General features: G+C 42.3%; 15 protein-coding genes. 13 read left to right on the top strand and 2 right to left on the bottom strand.

Translation table 11 applies throughout. From position 1 onward, the window contains the following. The first annotated feature begins 71 nt into the window (after positions 1-71). The 7 genes from G608_RS0108025 (at position 72) to G608_RS0107995 (ending at position 7070) form a co-directional block, all read left to right on the top strand. Entirely contained in the window at positions 72-1715 is a 1644-nt protein-coding gene (locus G608_RS0108025; RefSeq protein WP_026495599.1) for a fibronectin type III domain-containing protein, read from the top strand. Between the two features lie 183 nt (positions 1716-1898). Further along, positions 1899-2261, top strand: a complete 363-nt coding sequence (locus G608_RS0108020) for a GntR family transcriptional regulator (protein ID WP_026495598.1) — start codon at positions 1899-1901, stop codon at positions 2259-2261. Positions 2262-2265: 4 nt separating this feature from the next. Then, entirely contained in the window at positions 2266-2964 is a 699-nt protein-coding gene (locus G608_RS0108015) for an ABC transporter ATP-binding protein (RefSeq protein ID WP_026495597.1), read from the top strand. Beyond that, entirely contained in the window at positions 2958-3782 is an 825-nt protein-coding gene (locus G608_RS0108010; protein WP_026495596.1) for a hypothetical protein, read from the top strand. Before G608_RS0108015 ends, G608_RS0108010 begins: the two co-directional genes overlap by 7 nt. A gap of 179 nt (positions 3783-3961) precedes the next feature. Further along, positions 3962-5038: a mannonate dehydratase gene (gene uxuA / locus G608_RS0108005; RefSeq protein WP_026495595.1), complete on the top strand. Its 1077-nt coding sequence runs from the start codon at positions 3962-3964 to the stop codon at positions 5036-5038. A gap of 2 nt (positions 5039-5040) precedes the next feature. Next, positions 5041-6540 carry a mannitol dehydrogenase family protein gene (locus G608_RS0108000; RefSeq protein WP_026495594.1) on the top strand — a complete coding sequence of 500 codons (1500 nt, stop codon included), beginning with the start codon at positions 5041-5043 and terminating at the stop codon, positions 6538-6540. Between the two features lie 107 nt (positions 6541-6647). Then, entirely contained in the window at positions 6648-7070 is a 423-nt protein-coding gene (locus tag G608_RS0107995) for a hypothetical protein (protein ID WP_026495593.1), read from the top strand. Positions 7071-7187: 117 nt separating this feature from the next. Here G608_RS0107995 and G608_RS0107990 read toward each other — a convergent pair whose 3' ends face one another. Both G608_RS0107990 and G608_RS0107985 read right to left on the bottom strand, forming a co-directional pair. Then, positions 7188-8903 (bottom strand): leucine-rich repeat protein, encoded by a 1716-nt coding sequence (locus G608_RS0107990; RefSeq protein ID WP_026495592.1) that lies wholly within the window; start codon positions 8901-8903, stop codon positions 7188-7190. A gap of 237 nt (positions 8904-9140) precedes the next feature. Next, positions 9141-10571: an APC family permease gene (locus G608_RS0107985; protein WP_026495591.1), complete on the bottom strand. Its 1431-nt coding sequence runs from the start codon at positions 10569-10571 to the stop codon at positions 9141-9143. A 321-nt stretch (positions 10572-10892) separates the two neighbouring features. Here G608_RS0107985 and G608_RS0107980 point away from each other — a divergent pair, with 321 nt between their 5' ends. The 6 genes from G608_RS0107980 to G608_RS0107955 all read left to right on the top strand — a co-directional run bounded on the left by G608_RS0107980 (position 10893) and on the right by G608_RS0107955 (position 18275). After that, positions 10893-11849 carry a glycoside hydrolase family 43 protein gene (locus G608_RS0107980; protein WP_026495590.1) on the top strand — a complete coding sequence of 319 codons (957 nt, stop codon included), beginning with the start codon at positions 10893-10895 and terminating at the stop codon, positions 11847-11849. Between the two features lie 12 nt (positions 11850-11861). After that, on the top strand, positions 11862-13589 hold the full coding sequence (locus tag G608_RS20435) for a glycoside hydrolase family 43 protein (RefSeq protein ID WP_051209017.1): 1728 nt from the start codon (positions 11862-11864) through the stop codon (positions 13587-13589). Positions 13590-13842: 253 nt separating this feature from the next. Beyond that, positions 13843-15372 (top strand): ABC transporter substrate-binding protein, encoded by a 1530-nt coding sequence (locus G608_RS0107970; RefSeq protein ID WP_026495589.1) that lies wholly within the window; start codon positions 13843-13845, stop codon positions 15370-15372. A gap of 95 nt (positions 15373-15467) precedes the next feature. Then, positions 15468-16385 carry a carbohydrate ABC transporter permease gene (locus G608_RS0107965; RefSeq protein ID WP_026495588.1) on the top strand — a complete coding sequence of 306 codons (918 nt, stop codon included), beginning with the start codon at positions 15468-15470 and terminating at the stop codon, positions 16383-16385. 13 nt (positions 16386-16398) lie between these two features. Then, complete coding sequence (locus tag G608_RS0107960; protein WP_196810159.1) at positions 16399-17313, top strand: carbohydrate ABC transporter permease; 915 nt, start codon at positions 16399-16401, stop codon at positions 17311-17313. 257 nt (positions 17314-17570) lie between these two features. Next, positions 17571-18275 (top strand): hypothetical protein, encoded by a 705-nt coding sequence (locus tag G608_RS0107955; RefSeq protein ID WP_026495586.1) that lies wholly within the window; start codon positions 17571-17573, stop codon positions 18273-18275. Positions 18276-18578 lie beyond the last annotated feature (303 nt).

Here is an 18578-nt window from a genome sequence, read left to right as displayed (position 1 = left end):
CTCCTTATGGGGGTTAAAGTAAATTATTCAGTAAATGGTTAATGAAAGAAACGAGAGAGGAGGGAGTTACTTTGAAGGAGAATGCAAAAAATTTAGTAAGGTATTTTTTAATGATGGCCATGGTGCTTGTGATGTTTGTAGGGGTTAAGACGACGGCACTGGCACATTATGAAACACTCGAAATTGATGATGAGACAGTAACTGAAGATGTAGAGAGAAATACTTGGTCTTATGATGCTTCCACAAGAACGCTTACCCTTAATGGATTTAATATCAAAACCTCTCGTTTTGGAATTAAATTCAGATCTGATGATACGAATGCGGTATTTAATATTATTCTGAAAGGAGATAATGTTATTGAAGCGGATAATTATGGAATAACTATCGACAGTGATACAAATGGAGCTTGTAGCTTGAACATCAGAGGAACAGGAAAGCTAACCGTGTCTTCTAAAAAAATAAACGGGATTTATTGCAATGGGAATATAAACATAGATGGTTGTACTATTGTTTCAACTACAAGTACCTCTTATGGTTATGCTGCTATTGAAGCGGAGAAAAGTATTACGATCAAAAACAAGGCAGATGTTACCGCAAGAGCTACGAATAGCGCCGGTTCTACTACATATGGAATATATGCGATGATGAAAGATTATAAAGAAGAAAATTATGGTATTTCCATCATTGATTCTAAAGTAGTTGCATCTACAGCAACTCGCAATGGTGCGATTCAATCCGATCAAGGAGATATAGAAATAGGCAGAAATGCAGATGTTACCGCTGAGGGTGGGAAAGCTGGCTTTTATATTTTTAATTATAAAAAAACTATCACCATTGCCGCAGATGTAAAATCATTAGTGGCAATAGGTGGTGAAAACGCCATTTATGCAAATAGAGTAATAAATGCCCTTGATGGTACGGGATGGGAAATTGAAGATGATGAAGTCATGTCTGTGGATCTAATTTACGATGGTTCTGAAGCCAAAAGCATGTTTAATTATCAGAAGCTTGTTTTCCCTAAAGCCATACCATCTTTAGACGTAGTTCCTATGGCAAAGGATCTTACATATACGGGAGAATTACAGGAGCTTGTAACAGCAGGAAAATCAGTTGAAGGACGTGTAGAATATGCACTTGGAGCAAGTGATAAGGCGGTTCCACGTAGTGATTCTTTTGATTATGATATACCCAGAAAAATAAACGTCGGTACATATTATGTCTGGTACAGAACTGTCGGTAGTCCTGCTTATGACGTTTCAGAAGCTAAATGTATCACGGTTAAAATAAAGTCAGCAGATGATGACACTGGTAAAAAAGAAAATGAAGTAAAACCCAATAAACCTGCAACTGAAGTTAGAACCACACAAGTAAGCGAAAGCGTTCAGGCACCTGCTGATACAGAGAATATCGATAACACTCAGAAAAACACCACGCTTTCAAAGCCCAAGGCAGACAAGAAATCCATCACCCTGACCTGGAAGAAAGTAACCGCAAAGGGCATCAAGGGCTACGAGATCCAGTACAGCACAGATAAGGCCTTCAGCAAGGATAAGACCAAGAAGGTTACCATCAAGAATGTGAAGACCACGAAAACAAAAATAAAGAAGCTTAAGTCCAAGACAAAGTATTACATCAGAATCCGTACATTTTCTAATAAGAACGGAGAGAAAGTATACTCCAACTGGAGCAAGGCAAAGAACGTGAAGGTTAAATAAATCGAATATTCTGTATTATTACCCGGGAAGCTGTAATTAAACGGCTTCCCGGTTTTTTTGTGGCTGGATTTAGCATAATAAAGCTCTTTCGTAAAAATTTACGAAATATAGTTGACAATGAAATAAGCCTGTATTATTGTATTAAATAGTTAATACAATAATACATCGAAAGGAGCAAATGCCATGTCGTGGAATCTTGACTCAGATCGCCCGATCTTTATACAGATTGTGGAGCATCTGCAATACGATATTGTTTCAGGCTACTATCAGCCGGGGCAGAGATTGCCCAGTGTTCGCGATCTTGCCGCAGAAGCGGCGGTTAATCCCAATACGATGCAGCGGGCACTCAGTGAACTTGAGAGAAGCGGATATATGCATTCAGAACGTACCAGTGGTCGATTTATTACGGAGGATAAAGGCATGATAGATGAACTGAAGAGACAGCTGGCGACAGCGCAGATTGAAGTTTTTTTACAGACTATGAAGAGACTTGGACTCAGTAATGAGGAGATTCAGGTACTTGTGAAAGAAAGCATGAAGGAGTGAGCGTATGAGCAAATTAGTTGATATCAAGGGGTTGACGAAGAACTATGAATCCATAACTGCTCTGTACAATGTAAATCTGGAGCTTGAGAGCGGACATATCGTGGGACTTCTCGGACCTAACGGAAGTGGTAAGACCACACTTATCAAGATTCTGTGCGGACTTTTACATCCCACATCAGGATCTGTACAGGTAGATGGACATGACATCGGTGTTGAGACCAAAAGCGTAATTTCCTATCTGCCGGACCAGACTTATCTTGACGGCAATATGACAATTCGCGATATTTTCGCGCTGTTCGTTGATTTTTACAGAGATTTTGATATAAACCGTGCATTTAATATGCTGAATATCCTTAAAATCAATCCCGATGCAAAATTGAAGACACTTTCTAAGGGTAATAAGGAAAAGGTTCAGCTGATTCTGGTAATGAGTCGCCGCGCTAAGCTTTATATCCTGGATGAGCCCATTGCAGGCGTAGATCCCGCTGCCAGAGACTTTATCCTTAACACAATTATTTCCAATTATGATCCCAGTGCTACGATCCTGATTTCCACTCATCTTATTTCAGATGTTGAGAGCGTGCTTGATGATGTTATTTTCCTGCAGTATGGACAGATTGCACTGCACGCTTCTGTAGATGAGATTCGAAGCAGAGAAGGCAAGTCGGTAGATGCATTGTTTAGGGAGGTATACAGATGTTAGGAAAACTTTTAAAACACGAATTTAAGGCTACATGGAAGTACTTTTTAGCCATAGATGCCATCACCATAGTGCTAGGTATAATTGCAGGCATTGTGGGATACGCAGTTGCAGGTAAAATTGACGATTTTCCGCCTACCTTGATAATTCTTCTTACACTTGGACTTGTGGGTTATATATTTGCATTGGTGTCTGCCTCAGTCCTTACTACGGTTTTCAATGTGGTGCACTATTATCGCAGCCTTTACACGGCAGAGGGCTATCTGACCTTTACCCTTCCTGCCACCACCACAGAGATCCTGTCAGCAAAAATGCTTGTAGCGGTAATCTGGCAGGTTATTATGGCACTTAGCCTTGCTACAAGTGTATTCTTCCTGGCCGGAAGCTTCTTTTTATACGGTACCGTTCATGGAGCTATTGATATTCAGGAGTTCTTCGGTGATTTCTGGTATGGCATTATGGAAATGCTGGGAATAGCAGGTGTTTTTGGTACACTTCGATATATTGTAAGTGTAATTATGTCTATTGTATTCAATATGCTGATATTCTTCTTTTCAATCAGCATCGGACAGCTGTGGCAGAAACACAAGATTCTTGGCTCCATTATCGCATTTTTCGTTACCCGCTTCGTAATGGGAATATTCTCATTCGTAGTTAATATGATGTCCGGAGCTTTTGGTATGCTATTACAAAATGACACAGATCCGGGCAGATATTTCTCACATACGACTGTAGTAAGTCTGCTTATCAGTGTTGTGGCATCAGTGGTAATGTACGTTGCCAGCATCTGGATTACAGATAAGAAGCTGAATCTTGACTAATTACATTTATTGCAGACATCCATACCGGCTCCGGATGTCATAAATAACAAGATTTGCAAGGTTGATAACAAGGCTTTCAATTGGAAAAAAAGTACCAAAGACGTAGTATATTTGCAGAAGACAAACTCATCACGAGATTTGATATTTTTCAGATATACGAAGTTGGAGGTACTTTTTTTATGGAAATGACACTTAGATGGTACGGAAAAGAGTTCGACACCGTAACTCTCGAGCAGATTCGCCAGATTCCCGGCGTAAAGGGCGTTATCACTACTTTATATGACACCAAGCCCGGTGAAGTATGGTCAAGAGAGCGAATCAAGGCCATGAAGGACGAGGTAGAGGCTGCAGGACTTAAGGTTGCAGGTATTGAGAGCGTTAATGTTCACGAGGACATCAAGCTTGGTAAGCCCTCAAGAGATCAGCTGATCGATAACTACATCGAGACTCTTAAGAACCTTGGTGAAGAAGACATTCACATGGTTTGCTACAACTTCATGCCTGTATTTGACTGGACAAGAACAGAGCTTGCAAGAAAAAGAGCAGATGGTTCAACAGTTCTTGCATACACACAGGAAGCTGTTGATGCTCTGGTTCCCGAGGAGATGTTTAACTCAATTTCATCTGATACAAACGGAAGTATCATGCCCGGCTGGGAACCCGACAGACTTGCTCATGTAAAGGAGCTTTTCGAGGAATACAAGGACATTACAGACGAGGATCTTTTCGAGAATCTTAAGTACTTCCTTGAGAGAATCATGCCTGTTTGCGATAAATACGACATCAACATGGCAATTCACCCGGATGATCCCGCATGGCCTGTATTCGGACTTCCAAGAATCATCATCAACAAGGAAAACATCCACCGTATGATGAAGATGGTTGATAACCCGCACAACGGCGTAACCTTCTGCTCAGGCTCATACGGCACAAACCTTGAAAATGACCTTCCTGACATGATAAGAAGCCTTAAGGGACGCATTCATTTTGCACACGTAAGAAACCTTAAGTTCAACTCACCTACAGATTTTGAGGAAGCTGCACATCTTTCATCAGACGGAAGCTTTGATATGTACGAGATTGTTAAGGCTCTCTACGATATCGGCTTTACAGGACCCATCAGACCTGACCACGGCCGCATGATCTGGGGCGAAAAGGCAATGCCCGGCTACGGCTTATATGACAGAGCCCTTGGTGCTGCATATATTAACGGTCTCTGGGAAGCAATCGAGAAAAGTCACGAGAGAGGTGTATGAAGATGTTAAAGCTCACAAATGAAGGAATAAAGGATACAAAAGCGTGGGAAGAGAAGGGCTACAAGCTTCCTTCCTACGACAGAGAGAAGATGATAGAGAACACCAGGAAAAATCCCACATGGATTCACTTCGGTGCCGGCAATATTTTCAGAGCTTTTCAGGCAAATGTATGTGAAAAGCTGCTGGATGAGGGCGTTATAGATACAGGCCTTATAGTTGCTGAAGGTTACGACTACGAGATTATTGAAAAATATAACAGACCTTCAGATGATCTCAGCATTCTTGCTACACTTAAGGCAGACGGCACGGTTGAGAAGAAGGTAATCGGCTCTATCGCAGAATCCTGCATTTTAGATGAGGAAAATGAGAAGGAAATCGAGAGACTTCGTGAGATTTTCAGAGCTCCTTCTTTGCAGATAGTAAGCTTTACAATCACAGAGAAGGGCTATAAGACAAGAGCTTACATGGATAAGGTGGTAGGCCTTCTCCTTGAGAGATATAAGGCAGGAAAGCTACCCATTTCCGTTGTCAGCATGGATAACTGCTCACACAACGGCGATAAGCTTAAGGAGGCTGTTCTTGAGATAGCAGGAGAGTGGGCTGCTGCAGGAAAATGCGATGCTGATTTTTCAGCATATCTTCAGGATGCTGCCCTGGTGGCATTTCCGCTTACTATGATCGATAAGATCACACCTCGTCCGGATGATACGGTTAAGGAGATGCTTAAGGCAGACGGGCTGGAGAACGCAGAGCCCATCGTAACCTCAAAGCACACCTACGTAGCTCCCTTTGTAAATGCCGAGGAGACCGAGTACCTTGTAATTGAGGACAAATTCCCCAACGGCAGAGCTGCTTACGAGAAGGGCGGATTTATTTTCACAGAAAGAGAAACCGTAGACAAGACAGAGAGAATGAAGGTTTGCACATGCCTTAATCCTCTTCATACAGCCCTTGCTATCTTTGGCTGCATGCTTGGTTATAAGACGATCCACGACGAAATGGATGATGCGGACCTTAAGAAGCTTGTTACCACCCTTGGAAAAGACGAAGGAATGAAGGTTGTGGTTGATCCCAAGGTGCTTTCACCTCAGGAATTCCTTGATGCAGTCCTTACAAAGAGACTTCCGAATCCCTTCATGCCCGATACACCGCAAAGAATCGCCTGTGACACTTCACAGAAGCTTCCGATCCGTTTTGGCGAGACCATCAAGGCCTACAGAAAGGATCCTTCACTTAACACAGCAGATCTCAAGGTAGTTCCTGTTGTTATCGCAGGATATCTCAGATATCTTGAGGGTATCGATGATGAGGGCAATGCCTTCGAGCAGAGTCCCGATCCGCTTCTTGATGAGCTCAAGACCCTCTCTCCCGAGGAAGTCCTTAAGAGAGAAGACGTATTCGGCGTAAACCTCTACGAAGACGGCCTTGCAGAAAGAGCTTTGGAGCTTTACAAGCAGATGCAGGGTGTAGGAAATATTAGGAAAGTGATCAGTAATCTGTAATGATAGAATTGCGTGTATGACAATAGTCATGAAGCAGTTCAAATGATGAATAATAGTTAATAATGACCAGCCTTTAGGGTGTTAAAAATACCAGGGGCTGGTTTTTTATGGGTATAAATGTGTTAGAATTAAATAACACAGATAAAGCAACACCTGAAGATATAGACAACAACCTTGTGTACTGGGCTGAGCTCTTCAAAGCGGATACTTGGGAAAAATTCAGGGAGCTTGCCAAAGACAATCCGGATATAGAGGAGGTGGGAAACTTGATTATGGAAGTAAATGCTGATACTCAGGCGAAGGAGATACTCGAAGGGCAACGCAGATACAGAGAGATGATGGCTTCCCAATATACCGCAGGATACACGGATGCTGAGGATAAGTATGCTGGTATCATTGCGGACAAAGATGCAACTATCGCAGATAAAGATGCCACCATTGCGGATAAAGACGCGACTATCGCGGATATGAATGCAACTATCGAGAAGCTAAAAAAGGATATAGCTGATTTAAAAACAAAGAAAAACTAGTTATTCAGAAAGCGGCGCCATAGAAATGGCACATATACGATTCTTATTGTTGAAAATAGGCGAAGAATAAAGGGAGACTGTATCTTGTTATACAGCCTCCCTTTAATTATGTCATATTTATGCTGTTCTCATCTTGAATGCTGAATACTTTCCGCCGGCCTTCTGGATCTTTTTAACCAGCTTTTTGTACTTTGACTTGCTGGTAGATCTAAGCAGGAACATTGTTCCGTTATCGGCAGATTTGAATGCATTTTTGCCAAGCTTCGTGATCTTGTTGCCAAGAGTTTCAACGTATACAAGCTTGGTCTTGCCGGAGAAGGCATCAGCGCCGATCTCTTTTACATAGCAACCGATAGTTACGGATTCGAGCTTTTTGCACTTCTTGAATGCATTCTTTTCAATTTTAGTTACGTTGTAAACCTTGCCGTTAATAGTAACTGTTGAAGGAATAACAGCATTCTTTATGTTTGTTTTGTTGCACTTAACCAGTGTAGCTGTGTTTTCGCCTGTAACCTTATAGGTGAAGTTCTGGGTATCTGTCGGAACATCGTTGAGAGCAACGTTGTAAGTAACGGTTGTCTCATCAAGATCTGTACTCTTTTTATATACAATAGAGATGTTCAGGTTTCTGTTTGTTCCGGCGCCATTCTTGGTGATGGTAAAGTACGGAGTGCTCGGTGACCACTCGGTCCATGTGAATGCGCTGTTTGCATCGGGAGCTATGGTTGCTGACTTAAGTATACCGCTCAGATTCTTGAGCTCGTTGTTGTACCTAAGTACAGGAACAATATTAACTGCCTGCTCATTCTGAGTCAGAGTGGTACGTGTAACTGTGTTATCTGCGTTAAGGACTGCAACGCCGAGGTTTGCTGTGTTACCAAGCACACTGTGGTTATATTTCTTAAGCTTTGTGCGGGTATCCTTCGCTTTTCCGGAAGATGTGGGGAATTCTGTGCAGTAATCAACGCGGCTTAATCCGTCACTTTTCATCTCCTTTGTGGAGATATTGAATCTGGAACCTGCGAGGTTGATTTTGGTCTTATCGCAGTTAATTAGATCGGTTTCGTATCTTGTGCTGCCGATTTTTACCTGATTCCAGCATCTTGATGCGTTGAACAGGATGTTGTTGTCGATATCGGCCTCCTTCAAAAGAAGAGCGAATGCAGCAGCAAAGCCCTGTGAAGATGCTTTATGCCAAACGAGCGCACCGTAAGCGGTGTTTCTAAGGTCATAGTTGTCGATTTTGATAGCTGAATAAGTTACGTTGTTTAAGATATAGTTGGCAATCTTTACTTCAGCATCGAACTCGGAATCATCATCGTCAAAGGTCTTTTTGATTCTTTTAATGGTATCCTTCAATCTCTTGCGCTGATAAGAATACTCGTCCTCATCTGTTCTCTGAAGGTATGCAAAACAGCTATACTTGTCAGATTTATTCTTAACATAAAGGAATTTGATCTGAGCCATAGCGCCATCGAGCTCTAAAGGATTAGCGTAAACATAGGCACGTCTTGCATATCTAAGGTCTTCTGTAGAGTACTTCTTTTTCTCATCCAGACCTGAATACATGGTAAAGAAATTTGAAGTACCGTAATCTTTCATGTTAGAAGCGGTGATTTCTGAACCAAATCCCATGATCTTGGAATCAAGGTAAACATAGGCATCATAAATTTTCTGCTCGTTTTCATTGAGCTTGCTTCTGACATTGTCTTCTGCGGCATCCGCAGTGATGATATTTGTGCTGACTACTGCTGCAGGCAGAATCGTCACAAATAATGCGATCGCAAGAATAAATGAACTTATTCTGCGAAAGGTGTTACAAAACTTCTTCATGACTAACCTCCATATTTATAAAAAATGTAACTATATTTTACTATTAGCCGAGAATAATTTCTATCGGGATTTCGATAAAAAAGAGGATTTTCGAGATTTATGCAAATCCAGACGAAAAGGAGGGGTCGTAAGCTTTGGGCATAAAAAGACGGCATCTTTTCAGATGCCGTCTTTGATCATACGAGAAAAACTCTATATGAAATTATATGTGCATTAAAAGCACTCATTTATAAGGCTTTAGGCAGCCTTTGAGCCCTTTTCCTTCTTTGCAATGATAGGAAGAATAACGCCAAGTCCTGTAAGAACAAGAGGTGTTATTACGTTAAGTGCAAAGGTGAAGGGATCAGTGTCATACATACCAAGTATGCAGCTTGCTGCTGTTACAAGGAAGCACCAGCCACCGAAGAACAGAGCAAGACCCTGGCTCTTAACAAAACGGTACTCAGGCTGGAACTTCTCGCCTGCCTTACGAAGAGCCATGTAAGCAAAGAATACCCACAGGTAACGAAGAGGCATGCATACAGAGTTGAGCTTTGTGAGCTGCTTAAGAACTGCTGCAGCACCGGGTACGAATGACTGGATAAGGATGATTGAACCGGATAATATAGCAACCATCTTGATACCATTTATATAAGCGCCGGATTCGTTCTTCTTAAGAAGACCTGAAGGGATGAAAGCTCTAGCGTCCTCGTTGTCGAGAAGCATACGAAGAGGTGCATCGATACTGATGACCAGTGTTGAAAGCTGACCGATCATGTTACATACGGCGTAGATGATCAGAAGGCTGTCACCGATGTGATAGTAGTTACCAAGCTTCTGGAATGCCCAGTAGCTTCCGTTTGAATTGTAAGAGTTGAAGCTCTCTGTTGAAGCATTGATCTCAGCGGGATCAAACATCATACCCATAGCGATTGTGCCAAGGAAAGCGCAGACTACAACCATGATAGCAAGTGTTATCATTGACTTGGGGAAGCCTTTACTTGGGTTCTCAACCTTATTTACATAAGGAGAGATCTTCTCGCATCCACCAACTGCGAAAACAAGGATGGACAGAGATGTGAAGTACTTAACATCAAACTGAGGGATGAGGTTCTTCATGCTAAAGTCCATTGATACGAAGCCGCCCTGAGGATTGATCGCAGGTGCAGCGAACATCATGATGATGTAGAGAATGGACATTACGAACATACTTGTTCCTGCAAGAGTAGCCAGCTTTTTAAGGGGATTAAGACCCTTTGAAGCAACCCAGCAGAAGAAAAGCAGGATAGCAAGAGTAACGAGCTGTACTGCAAGAGTAGGGAATGTGTCGTAGGTCTCACCGTTTCTGAAAACAGCCCAGCTAAGAGCCTTGAGACCGCCTGATGACTTAGATGCAATGTAAGTGATGTGGCAAGCCCAGTATGTCCAACCTGCGTAATAAGCAAGCTTGGGGCCCGTTGTGCTGCGAATCCATGAGCTTACACCGCCGCCTGATGTCTTGAAGGCTGAACCAAGTTCACCAACCATCAGTGCATAGGGCACAAAATAAAGTGCGAACATGAGTATCCAGCTGAAAATAACCTGAATACCATTGAAATAGACGAAACCATTGAGTACATTACCGAATCCCCAAACTGTTGAGAATGCCATGAATGCCAAAGTGGTCCATTTCATGCGTTTTGAATCCATTTTTTAATACCTCCTAAATACTAATTCTTCAATTCCTTCCAAAAATAGATTCGTTTTTGGGACAACTTATCTATATTACACCCATAAATTCCAAATATCAAATGGTTGAAAATAGCAACCATTGTGTATATAATTTAGATTAATATAAAATAGTTCAGCATTATTTAAAATTAAATAGTGAAGATTGATTAACGTAACTTTGAAAAACCGTGATTAACTTATGGAACTGTAAATTGTGATTAACTTACGAAACCATGAAATGTGATTAGCTTATGTGCTGGACTATCGAGTGAATATGAAAATTAAATATGGAGCAGATTTATGGATAAAGAAAAAGAACTTAGATATAACGAGCCGTGGATTTTACAGCGTGCAGATCCCTATGTGGTAAAGGCGCCGGACGGTTCTTATTATTTTACGGCTTCTGTACCTGAATATGACAGGATTGTTCTTAGACATGCTGATACCGTGGCAGGTCTTGCTGATGCGCAGGAGCATGTGATCTGGAGAAAGCACGACACAGGAATCATGGGAGACCATATCTGGGCTCCGGAGCTGCACTATGTGATGGGCAAGTGGTACATCTATTTTGCAGGGGGCGAAGCAGAGAATAAGTGGGAGATTCGTCCTTATGTTATTGAATGCCAGGGTGAAGATCCTATAAGTGACAGCTGGGTAGAAAAGGGCAAGATGAAATGCGCAGAGGATGATGAATTCTCCTTCAGAGCCTTTTCCCTTGATGCGACAGTTTTTGAAAACAATGGAAAATGGTACTACATCTGGGCTGAGAAGGTTGGCGTAGGTAAGCAGATTTCCAATCTTTATATCGCTGAGATGAAGAGTCCCTACGAGCTGAAAACAGTACAGGTACTTCTCACAACTCCCGATTATGACTGGGAGAGAGTTGGTTTTTGGGTAAATGAAGGTCCCGCAGTATTACAGAGAAATGGCAAGATTTTCGTGACTTATTCAGCAAGTGAGACAGGAATCGCTTATTGCGTGGGAATGCTCACCGCAGATGAAAATGCAGATCTTCTTGATCCCAGATCCTGGAGCAAGGAGAGATATCCCGTACTTGCAAGCGACGCTGAGGCTGTAGTTTACGGTCCCGGACACAACTCTTTTACTGTAGATGAGAATGGTCAGGATATCATGGTCTATCATGCGAGAACTGAGACCGAGATTGTGGGAGATCCGCTTTACAATCCCAATCGTCACGCAATGCTCATGAAGATTCAGTACGACGACAGAGGATATCCTGTTTTCAAGTGCAGATGAGGGTGATCACTAATGATTAGAAAAAATAGAATAAAGAGAGCTATCGTTACGGCTGCCTGCATAGGAGCAGCTTTTAGCGCATTTGGTGCGACTGCCGGTTGCTCAGCTACTGATTCCAAAGAGAAGATTTCAGGTGCAGACAAAGCAGAAGAATCAGTTAAAGAGGCTGATAATGTGGAAGGCTCCGACCAAGAGGGCGCGCAATCCAATGAAATCGCAGAACAGGAGGAATCCATGGGCGCTGACGAACTTAGCGAGGACGAGATAAAGAAGGACGTTTACAAAAATGCCGTGTGCTGCCATGATCCGCAGGTTATTCTGGCGGATGGTACCTACTACATGACAGGAAGTCATCAGGTATTGGCAAAATCCGAGAATCTCAAGGACTGGAGCTACATCGGGAACGGCAACAACGTATTCGATAACCTGTTTTCAGGAAGTCTTCCCGCCTTTGATTTTGTAGGAAAAAACGAGGAGGGTGGTTATTCTGTGTGGGCTGCCAATACTTTTTACAACGAGACCATGCAAAAGTATGTGATGTATTTTTGCACCACATCTTCTTATATTAAGTCGAATCTATGCATGGCTGTGGCAGATGAGCCCGGCGGAAAATACACATATACAGATACAATCCTGTATTCCGGCTTCACGGCTTCTCATGCGGAAGAGACAGATATTTACGATGTGCTGGGACAGGACGCAGATTTGTCTGCATATCTTAAATACGGTGGCTATGACAATGAAAAGTGGCCGAACTGCATTGATCCCGCTGTTTTCACCGATGAAGATAACAGAATGTGGATGGTATACGGATCCTGGTCCGGCGGAATTTTCCTGCTGGAGCTTGATCCTGCAACAGGAAAGCCAGTTCATCCTATAGAAGAGGCTAAGGCAGGCACTGAGGATGCGCCGGATCCATACTACGGCTACAGGCTTGTAGGTGGTGGGCATCATGCGATCGAGGGTCCATACCTGACCTATTCAAAAGAGACCGGCTATTACTATCTTTTCCTGTCATACGGCGGACTTACCAGTGACGGCGGCTATCAGATTAGGCAGTTTAGAAGTGAAAAGCCCACAGGCCCCTATGTCGATGCGGCAGGCAACAGACTTGGCGCTGAAGAAGATTACATGAATTACGGCTTAAAGATGATGGGAAATTATACGCTTCCCAGCCTTTCCGTAACGTACATGGCTCCCGGTGGACAGTCGATTTTCCGGGATGAAGCGGGAGATTACTACATCGTATATCATCAGAGATTCGATGACGGTCAGGAATTCCATGAGCCCAGAATACACAAGCTTTTCATGACAGAGGATGACTGGTTTATGGCAGCACCCTTTGAGTTTACAGGGGATGAGAGTATCGCTTCTATAAGCAGTGCGGCTTATGAAGCTAGTGGTTCTGAGGCATCAGGTGAGAGCGGGGCTGAAGGCGTGACTTCCCTTGAGGGCACATTTTATGTGCTAAATCACGGCCTTGCTGTGAACAATATCGTAAATAAGCCTGTTAAATGCACTTTTAGTGGCGGAAATATTGCATCAGCTGAGGGCGAAGAGAGTCTTAGCGGCAGCTATGAGTTAAAGGAAGGCACATCATTCGTTACGCTCACAATTGATGGCCAGAATTATGATGGCTGCGCATTTTCCATGACGGACGAAGCCGGGAACAAAACCCTGTGTATTTCAGCCAAGGGCAGTAACAATGAGACTATCTGGGCGGTAAAGTACCTTAAATGACAGATAAAACGGCACTGTTTTATATTGCTTTAACGCGATGGAGAACACAGAAAAAGCAATTTGTAAACACTATATAGCAATAATTGATAACTTTTGTTTAATTACACAAAAAGTATTTTAAGTTTTTATTAAAATTGACAAAAATGTAAAATGCTTTACAAAAATCTAAAATATTTATTGACGCTGTAAAATACCTTAGTTAAAATTACTATATAAGTTAATCACTTTGACAACTTTTTTAGGAGGATTTGACATGAAAAAGAAATTTATGGGTATGGCAATGGCAACAGTCATGGGTATCAGTACCCTGACAGGTTGTGCTACAACAACTGTTGAAGAAGCCGGCGAAGCTGAAGCTCCTGCTGAAGAAGCAGCAACAGAAGATGCAGGTGAGGCTACAGAAGAAACAGCAGAAGCTACAGAAGAGACAGCTGACGCAGCAGAGACAACAGATGGTTCTTCAACTGATTCACTTACAGGTAACGGCGACAAAGAGCTTCATGTTTTCCTTTACATGCAGGAGCATGAGAAGAAGATCTACGAGGATCTCGTAAAAGAGTTCGTAGATGAGCACAAGGATGAGATCAAAGAGGTTGTTTTCGAAGTAACAACACAGGATGAGTACAACCAGAAGATGATCGCAAACATGACGGCAAACGATATGCCTGATGTATTCTATGTAGGACCTGCAGCAGTTCGCTCTTATGTAGATAACGGATATATTCTTCCTCTTGATGATTATGTAGATGCTGATACAATCGGCAGCATATGGGGAACAACTCAGGAGATTTACCGCTATGACGGAACAAATGTCGGAAGTGGTTCACTCTATGCTCTTCCTAAGGATCTTTCATGCTTCGCATTTGCTTACAACCAGGATCTTTTCGATGCAGCCGGACTTGAGTATCCTGATCCGGAAAAGCCTTATACATACGATGAGTTCGTAGAAGTTTGTAAGGCTCTTACAATCGATAAGGACGGCGACGGCGAGATCGATCAGTGGGGCGTTGCAAATGCTGATCAGTTTGGTATGACACCTTTCCTTTATTCCAATGGTGTTAAGTTCCTTAACGATGATATGACCAAGGTTAACGTAGCAAACAACGAGCAGCTCAAGGAAGCTCTTACATTCTACACAGACCTTACAAAGAATGGTCTTACACCTTCAGTTGAGCAGGATACAGCTCTTGGTGGATATCAGAGATGGCTCGATGGACAGGTTGGTTTCTACGCATGTGGTACATGGGACGTTGCAGCTTTCATGGATGATGCTACATTCCCTTACAAGTGGAACCTCTGCGGTTGGCCTGTAGGACCTTCCGGTGATGGCAGATCACACACATGGATGGGTTCAGTAGGTTATTGCGTATCTGCTACATCTGAGAATCCTGATCTTGCAGCACAGCTTGTAGCTAAGCTTTCTACAGATGAGGAAGGACAGAAAGCAGTATCCGGTATTTCCACAGGTGCTTCTATTCAGCTTCCCAACATCACAGATCTTGCATATGGCGAGTTCAAGGATGCTGTAAATAGCGGCAAAGTTCCTTATGCTTCAAATGTAGATGTTATCTTCGGATACTTTGATGGAAACGATCATTATGCAGCAGCTCTTCAGGAAACAGATTACACCTATAATGGTGAGTGGTTCACACCTTTCTGGTCAGGTGTATTCAACATCAAGAACGGCGACATCTCTGTAGAAGATTTCTTACAGCAGGTAGAGCCTGAGATGCAGGAAGCTCTTGATGAGGCAATTGAGCTTCAGAACTCAGCTACTAACTAAGCTGCCAGGCGTTATAAAGTAATTATTAGCGGAGTCCCTTCGCAACGCGGAGGGACTCCATTTCATAGCAGGACTTCAATAGGAAGGAATCGAGTATGTCATCTAAAAAAGTAAAGACACATATGTCTGCGATGGCAAAGAGAGAAGAGAGATGGGCATGGCTTTTCATAGCCGCTCCTTTTGTGGGATTCATGCTTTTCATGGCTTATCCCATTGTCTTTGCTCTAATTGCCAGCTCAAGCAAATGGACAGGTATTAACTCATTATGGGGCAATATTGTTGGTCTTAGGAACTACATCAAAATCATCAATGATGTTAAGTTCTGGAAAGCTATGGGTACAACCATAATCTACATGATAGGTATCCCGATCGGTATGATCCTGGGAATGCTTGTTGCCATGGGACTTAACAGGAAAATCCCCGGAAAAAGATTACTTACAACCATGTACTATGTACCGGTTGTTTCATCCCTTGTTGCAGTTTCAATTCTGTGGGCATGGGTTTTCAACTATGACTACGGTCTTCTTAATGGAATCTACAAGGCATTGACCGGATTGCACGGCCCTAACTGGCTCGGCGACGAAGTTATGGTTAAAATATCACTTATTATTTTTATGGTCTGGAAGGGCCTTGGAGGCACAATAATCCTGTATTTGGCAGGTTTACAGAACATTCCCCGCGACTACTACGAGGCAGCCATGATCGATGGTGCCGGAAGCTGGCAGAAGTTCAGAAATATCACGCTTCCTCTGCTTTCACCTGTTACATTCTATATCCTGATCACATCACTCATCGGTGGTTTCCAGGTATTCGTAGAGGTTCAGGTTATGACACCTTCAGGCGGACCGAACTACAGCGCAGCTACCGTTGTATTCTACCTGTATGAGAAGGCATTCACCAATGGACAGCTGGGCTACGGCAGTGCAGTAGCAGTAATTCTTGCAGTTATCATATTCATTATCACGGCCATCAATTTCTGGGGTCAGGATAAATGGGTTAAGACTATAGATTAAGGAGGTATGGCACATGGAATTAGCGTTAAGCTCAAAAACAAGTCCAAATAAGAGTAAAAAAGCCAGTTCAAAAGATTACCAGACAGACCGTGTCATGTCCTCTAAGGAGAAAACTGTTAATATAATAATTTTTATACTGCTTTTCTTATTTGCGATAACAATGGTGTTCCCGCTTATTTATATGGTGGCAACATCTTTTATGACCAAGAATCAGATTCTTTCGGGCACATTAACACTTTTCCCGAACCCGATTCTTATTGGAAAATACAGCCAGGTATTGAGTAAGGGTCAGTTTATCAGCGGTATCATCAACACAGTTACCGTCGAGATCCCGGTTCTGCTCATCGGTGGATTCACTTCATCTCTTGCAGCCTTTGCTTTTGCAAAGATGAACTTTAGAGGTAAAAATGCGCTTTTCCTGGCGCTTCTTGCCACAATCATGATTCCTTTTGCGGTAGTTATGATTCCTCAGTACGTGCTTTTCACCAAGCTCGGCTGGACTGATTCACTGGCTCCGCTGATTATTCCGGGATGTTTTGGTAATGTAGGAATGATCTTTTTCCTTAGACAGAACCTGTACAGCATTCCTTCAGAGCTGATGGATGCAGCCAAAATCGACGGATGTAACTATTTTGGAATCTACTACAAGATTTTCCTGCCCCTTATGAAGGGCGCCCTTGGAACTCAGCTGATGCTGTGGTTCATGGGAATCTGGAATGACTATCTTGCTCCCACAATCTTCCTTAGAAGTGAGAAGCAGTGGACACTGCAGGTGGTTATCCGTTCCTTCAACCATTACTACGCAATTCAGAGTGACTACGCGCTGATCATGGCGGCTTCAGTTATAGCAATGCTGCCGACTCTGGTACTGTTCTTCCTGTTCCAGAGAGTTATCATCGAGTCTATTGCAATTAGTGGAATTAAATAAGACCCATACTTAATGAAAATTATGAAAAAAAGAGGATTCCGGGCATTTGTGCTCGGGATCCTCTTTTTCATGCCAGTGTGCCAGAGGGGACGGTTCTTTTTGGCACGGTCTATTGAGGACTGTGCCAAAGAGAACCGTCCCCTCTGGCACGTGGCCTTTGTAATTATAATTAAAAACTCATTCCATAAAAAATTAAAAAAGGTTATAATATTATGTGTGTGTTAACTATCAAAGGGAAAGTTTTTTAGGAGGGTGAAATGAGTAAAAAACTAAAGATTTTAGTAATTGCTTTTGTTGCAGCTGTACTTATGCTTGGTCATGGTACGGTAGAGGCTGCTGATCAGACGGAGCAGATAGTTAAACAGGGGGTTTCTCCCAGTGACAAGACATTATGCTATGTGGGGTATGACACTTCGTGGTATTATGCGGCTTTTAGAACCGAAGGGGTGAGTGTTTTATCAATTACTAGTTCTGATGAAAGTGTTTGTAAAGTAGAAGCGGAATATGATGAGGATTATAAAGAAACAACGGTTCATTATAAATATCTCAAAGCGGGAAAGGCGACAATTACTGCCGTGTATACATATAATGGCAAGAGTTACACTAGTAAAGCGAGAATTAAAATTGTGCCGTATACCAGTCCTTTTAAGTCCTTAAAGATCGGTTCAAAGAATGTCAACAAGATTTTTGATAAATCAAAAGCGCACATACAAGGTGGCTATAGCACTGGATACATGAAATTTTCCGGAAAGAAGGCCGTAAACTACAAATTAAAAAAGGGATATAAGATGTATCAGGATCCTACGATTTACACTGTGTCATCATTTAAGAAGAATATTAAATTTAAGAAAAATAAAAAGATAGATCTTTCAAAGGTATATGGTATACACTTTTTTGTAAAGGACAAGGAAGGCTACAAATTTGATTTTTCCTGGGAGAATAAAGAAAAGAGAGAGAGATAAGGAAAGTAAGATTTAAGAAAAAGCGCATGGATTGAAGCTACAATCCATGCGCTTTAATAAATTCTGTGCCAAAAAGAACCGTCCCCCGTGGCATGGTGTCAAATGATTTATGGAAGGTCGGTCAATCATTAGCTGCTTTTTAGTTTTTTACAGTTGCTGTTTTGAATTACGTGGGTATCGTGAAAAACAATATTTATCCACGTAAGAAAATCAGGAAATGGTGAAGTGGATTACGGGGATGAATGGGAAAATGTGATTTATCCACGTAAGAATGGCGGAAAAAAGACTAAAAATTACGGGGAT

Origin of the sequence: Butyrivibrio sp. WCD3002 (assembly GCF_000424265.1) — a bacterium.
Taxonomy (GTDB): Bacteria; Bacillota; Clostridia; order Lachnospirales; family Lachnospiraceae; genus Butyrivibrio.
This window is presented reverse-complemented; position numbering and strand designations above follow the sequence as displayed.

Coding starts and splice junctions, on each gene's coding strand:
- G608_RS0107985 (WP_026495591.1), bottom strand. CDS start 10,571: ATGGATTCAAAACGCATGAAATGGACCACTTTGGCATTCATGGCATTC.
- G608_RS0107990 (WP_026495592.1), bottom strand. CDS start 8,903: ATGAAGAAGTTTTGTAACACCTTTCGCAGAATAAGTTCATTTATTCTT.
- G608_RS0107970 (WP_026495589.1), top strand. CDS start 13,843: ATGAAAAAGAAATTTATGGGTATGGCAATGGCAACAGTCATGGGTATC.
- G608_RS0107955 (WP_026495586.1), top strand. CDS start 17,571: ATGAGTAAAAAACTAAAGATTTTAGTAATTGCTTTTGTTGCAGCTGTA.
- G608_RS0108010 (WP_026495596.1), top strand. CDS start 2,958: ATGTTAGGAAAACTTTTAAAACACGAATTTAAGGCTACATGGAAGTAC.
- G608_RS0108015 (WP_026495597.1), top strand. CDS start 2,266: ATGAGCAAATTAGTTGATATCAAGGGGTTGACGAAGAACTATGAATCC.
- G608_RS0107965 (WP_026495588.1), top strand. CDS start 15,468: ATGTCATCTAAAAAAGTAAAGACACATATGTCTGCGATGGCAAAGAGA.
- G608_RS0107995 (WP_026495593.1), top strand. CDS start 6,648: ATGGGTATAAATGTGTTAGAATTAAATAACACAGATAAAGCAACACCT.
- G608_RS0108000 (WP_026495594.1), top strand. CDS start 5,041: ATGTTAAAGCTCACAAATGAAGGAATAAAGGATACAAAAGCGTGGGAA.
- G608_RS20435 (WP_051209017.1), top strand. CDS start 11,862: ATGATTAGAAAAAATAGAATAAAGAGAGCTATCGTTACGGCTGCCTGC.
- G608_RS0107960 (WP_196810159.1), top strand. CDS start 16,399: ATGGAATTAGCGTTAAGCTCAAAAACAAGTCCAAATAAGAGTAAAAAA.
- G608_RS0107980 (WP_026495590.1), top strand. CDS start 10,893: ATGGATAAAGAAAAAGAACTTAGATATAACGAGCCGTGGATTTTACAG.
- uxuA (WP_026495595.1), top strand. CDS start 3,962: ATGGAAATGACACTTAGATGGTACGGAAAAGAGTTCGACACCGTAACT.
- G608_RS0108020 (WP_026495598.1), top strand. CDS start 1,899: ATGTCGTGGAATCTTGACTCAGATCGCCCGATCTTTATACAGATTGTG.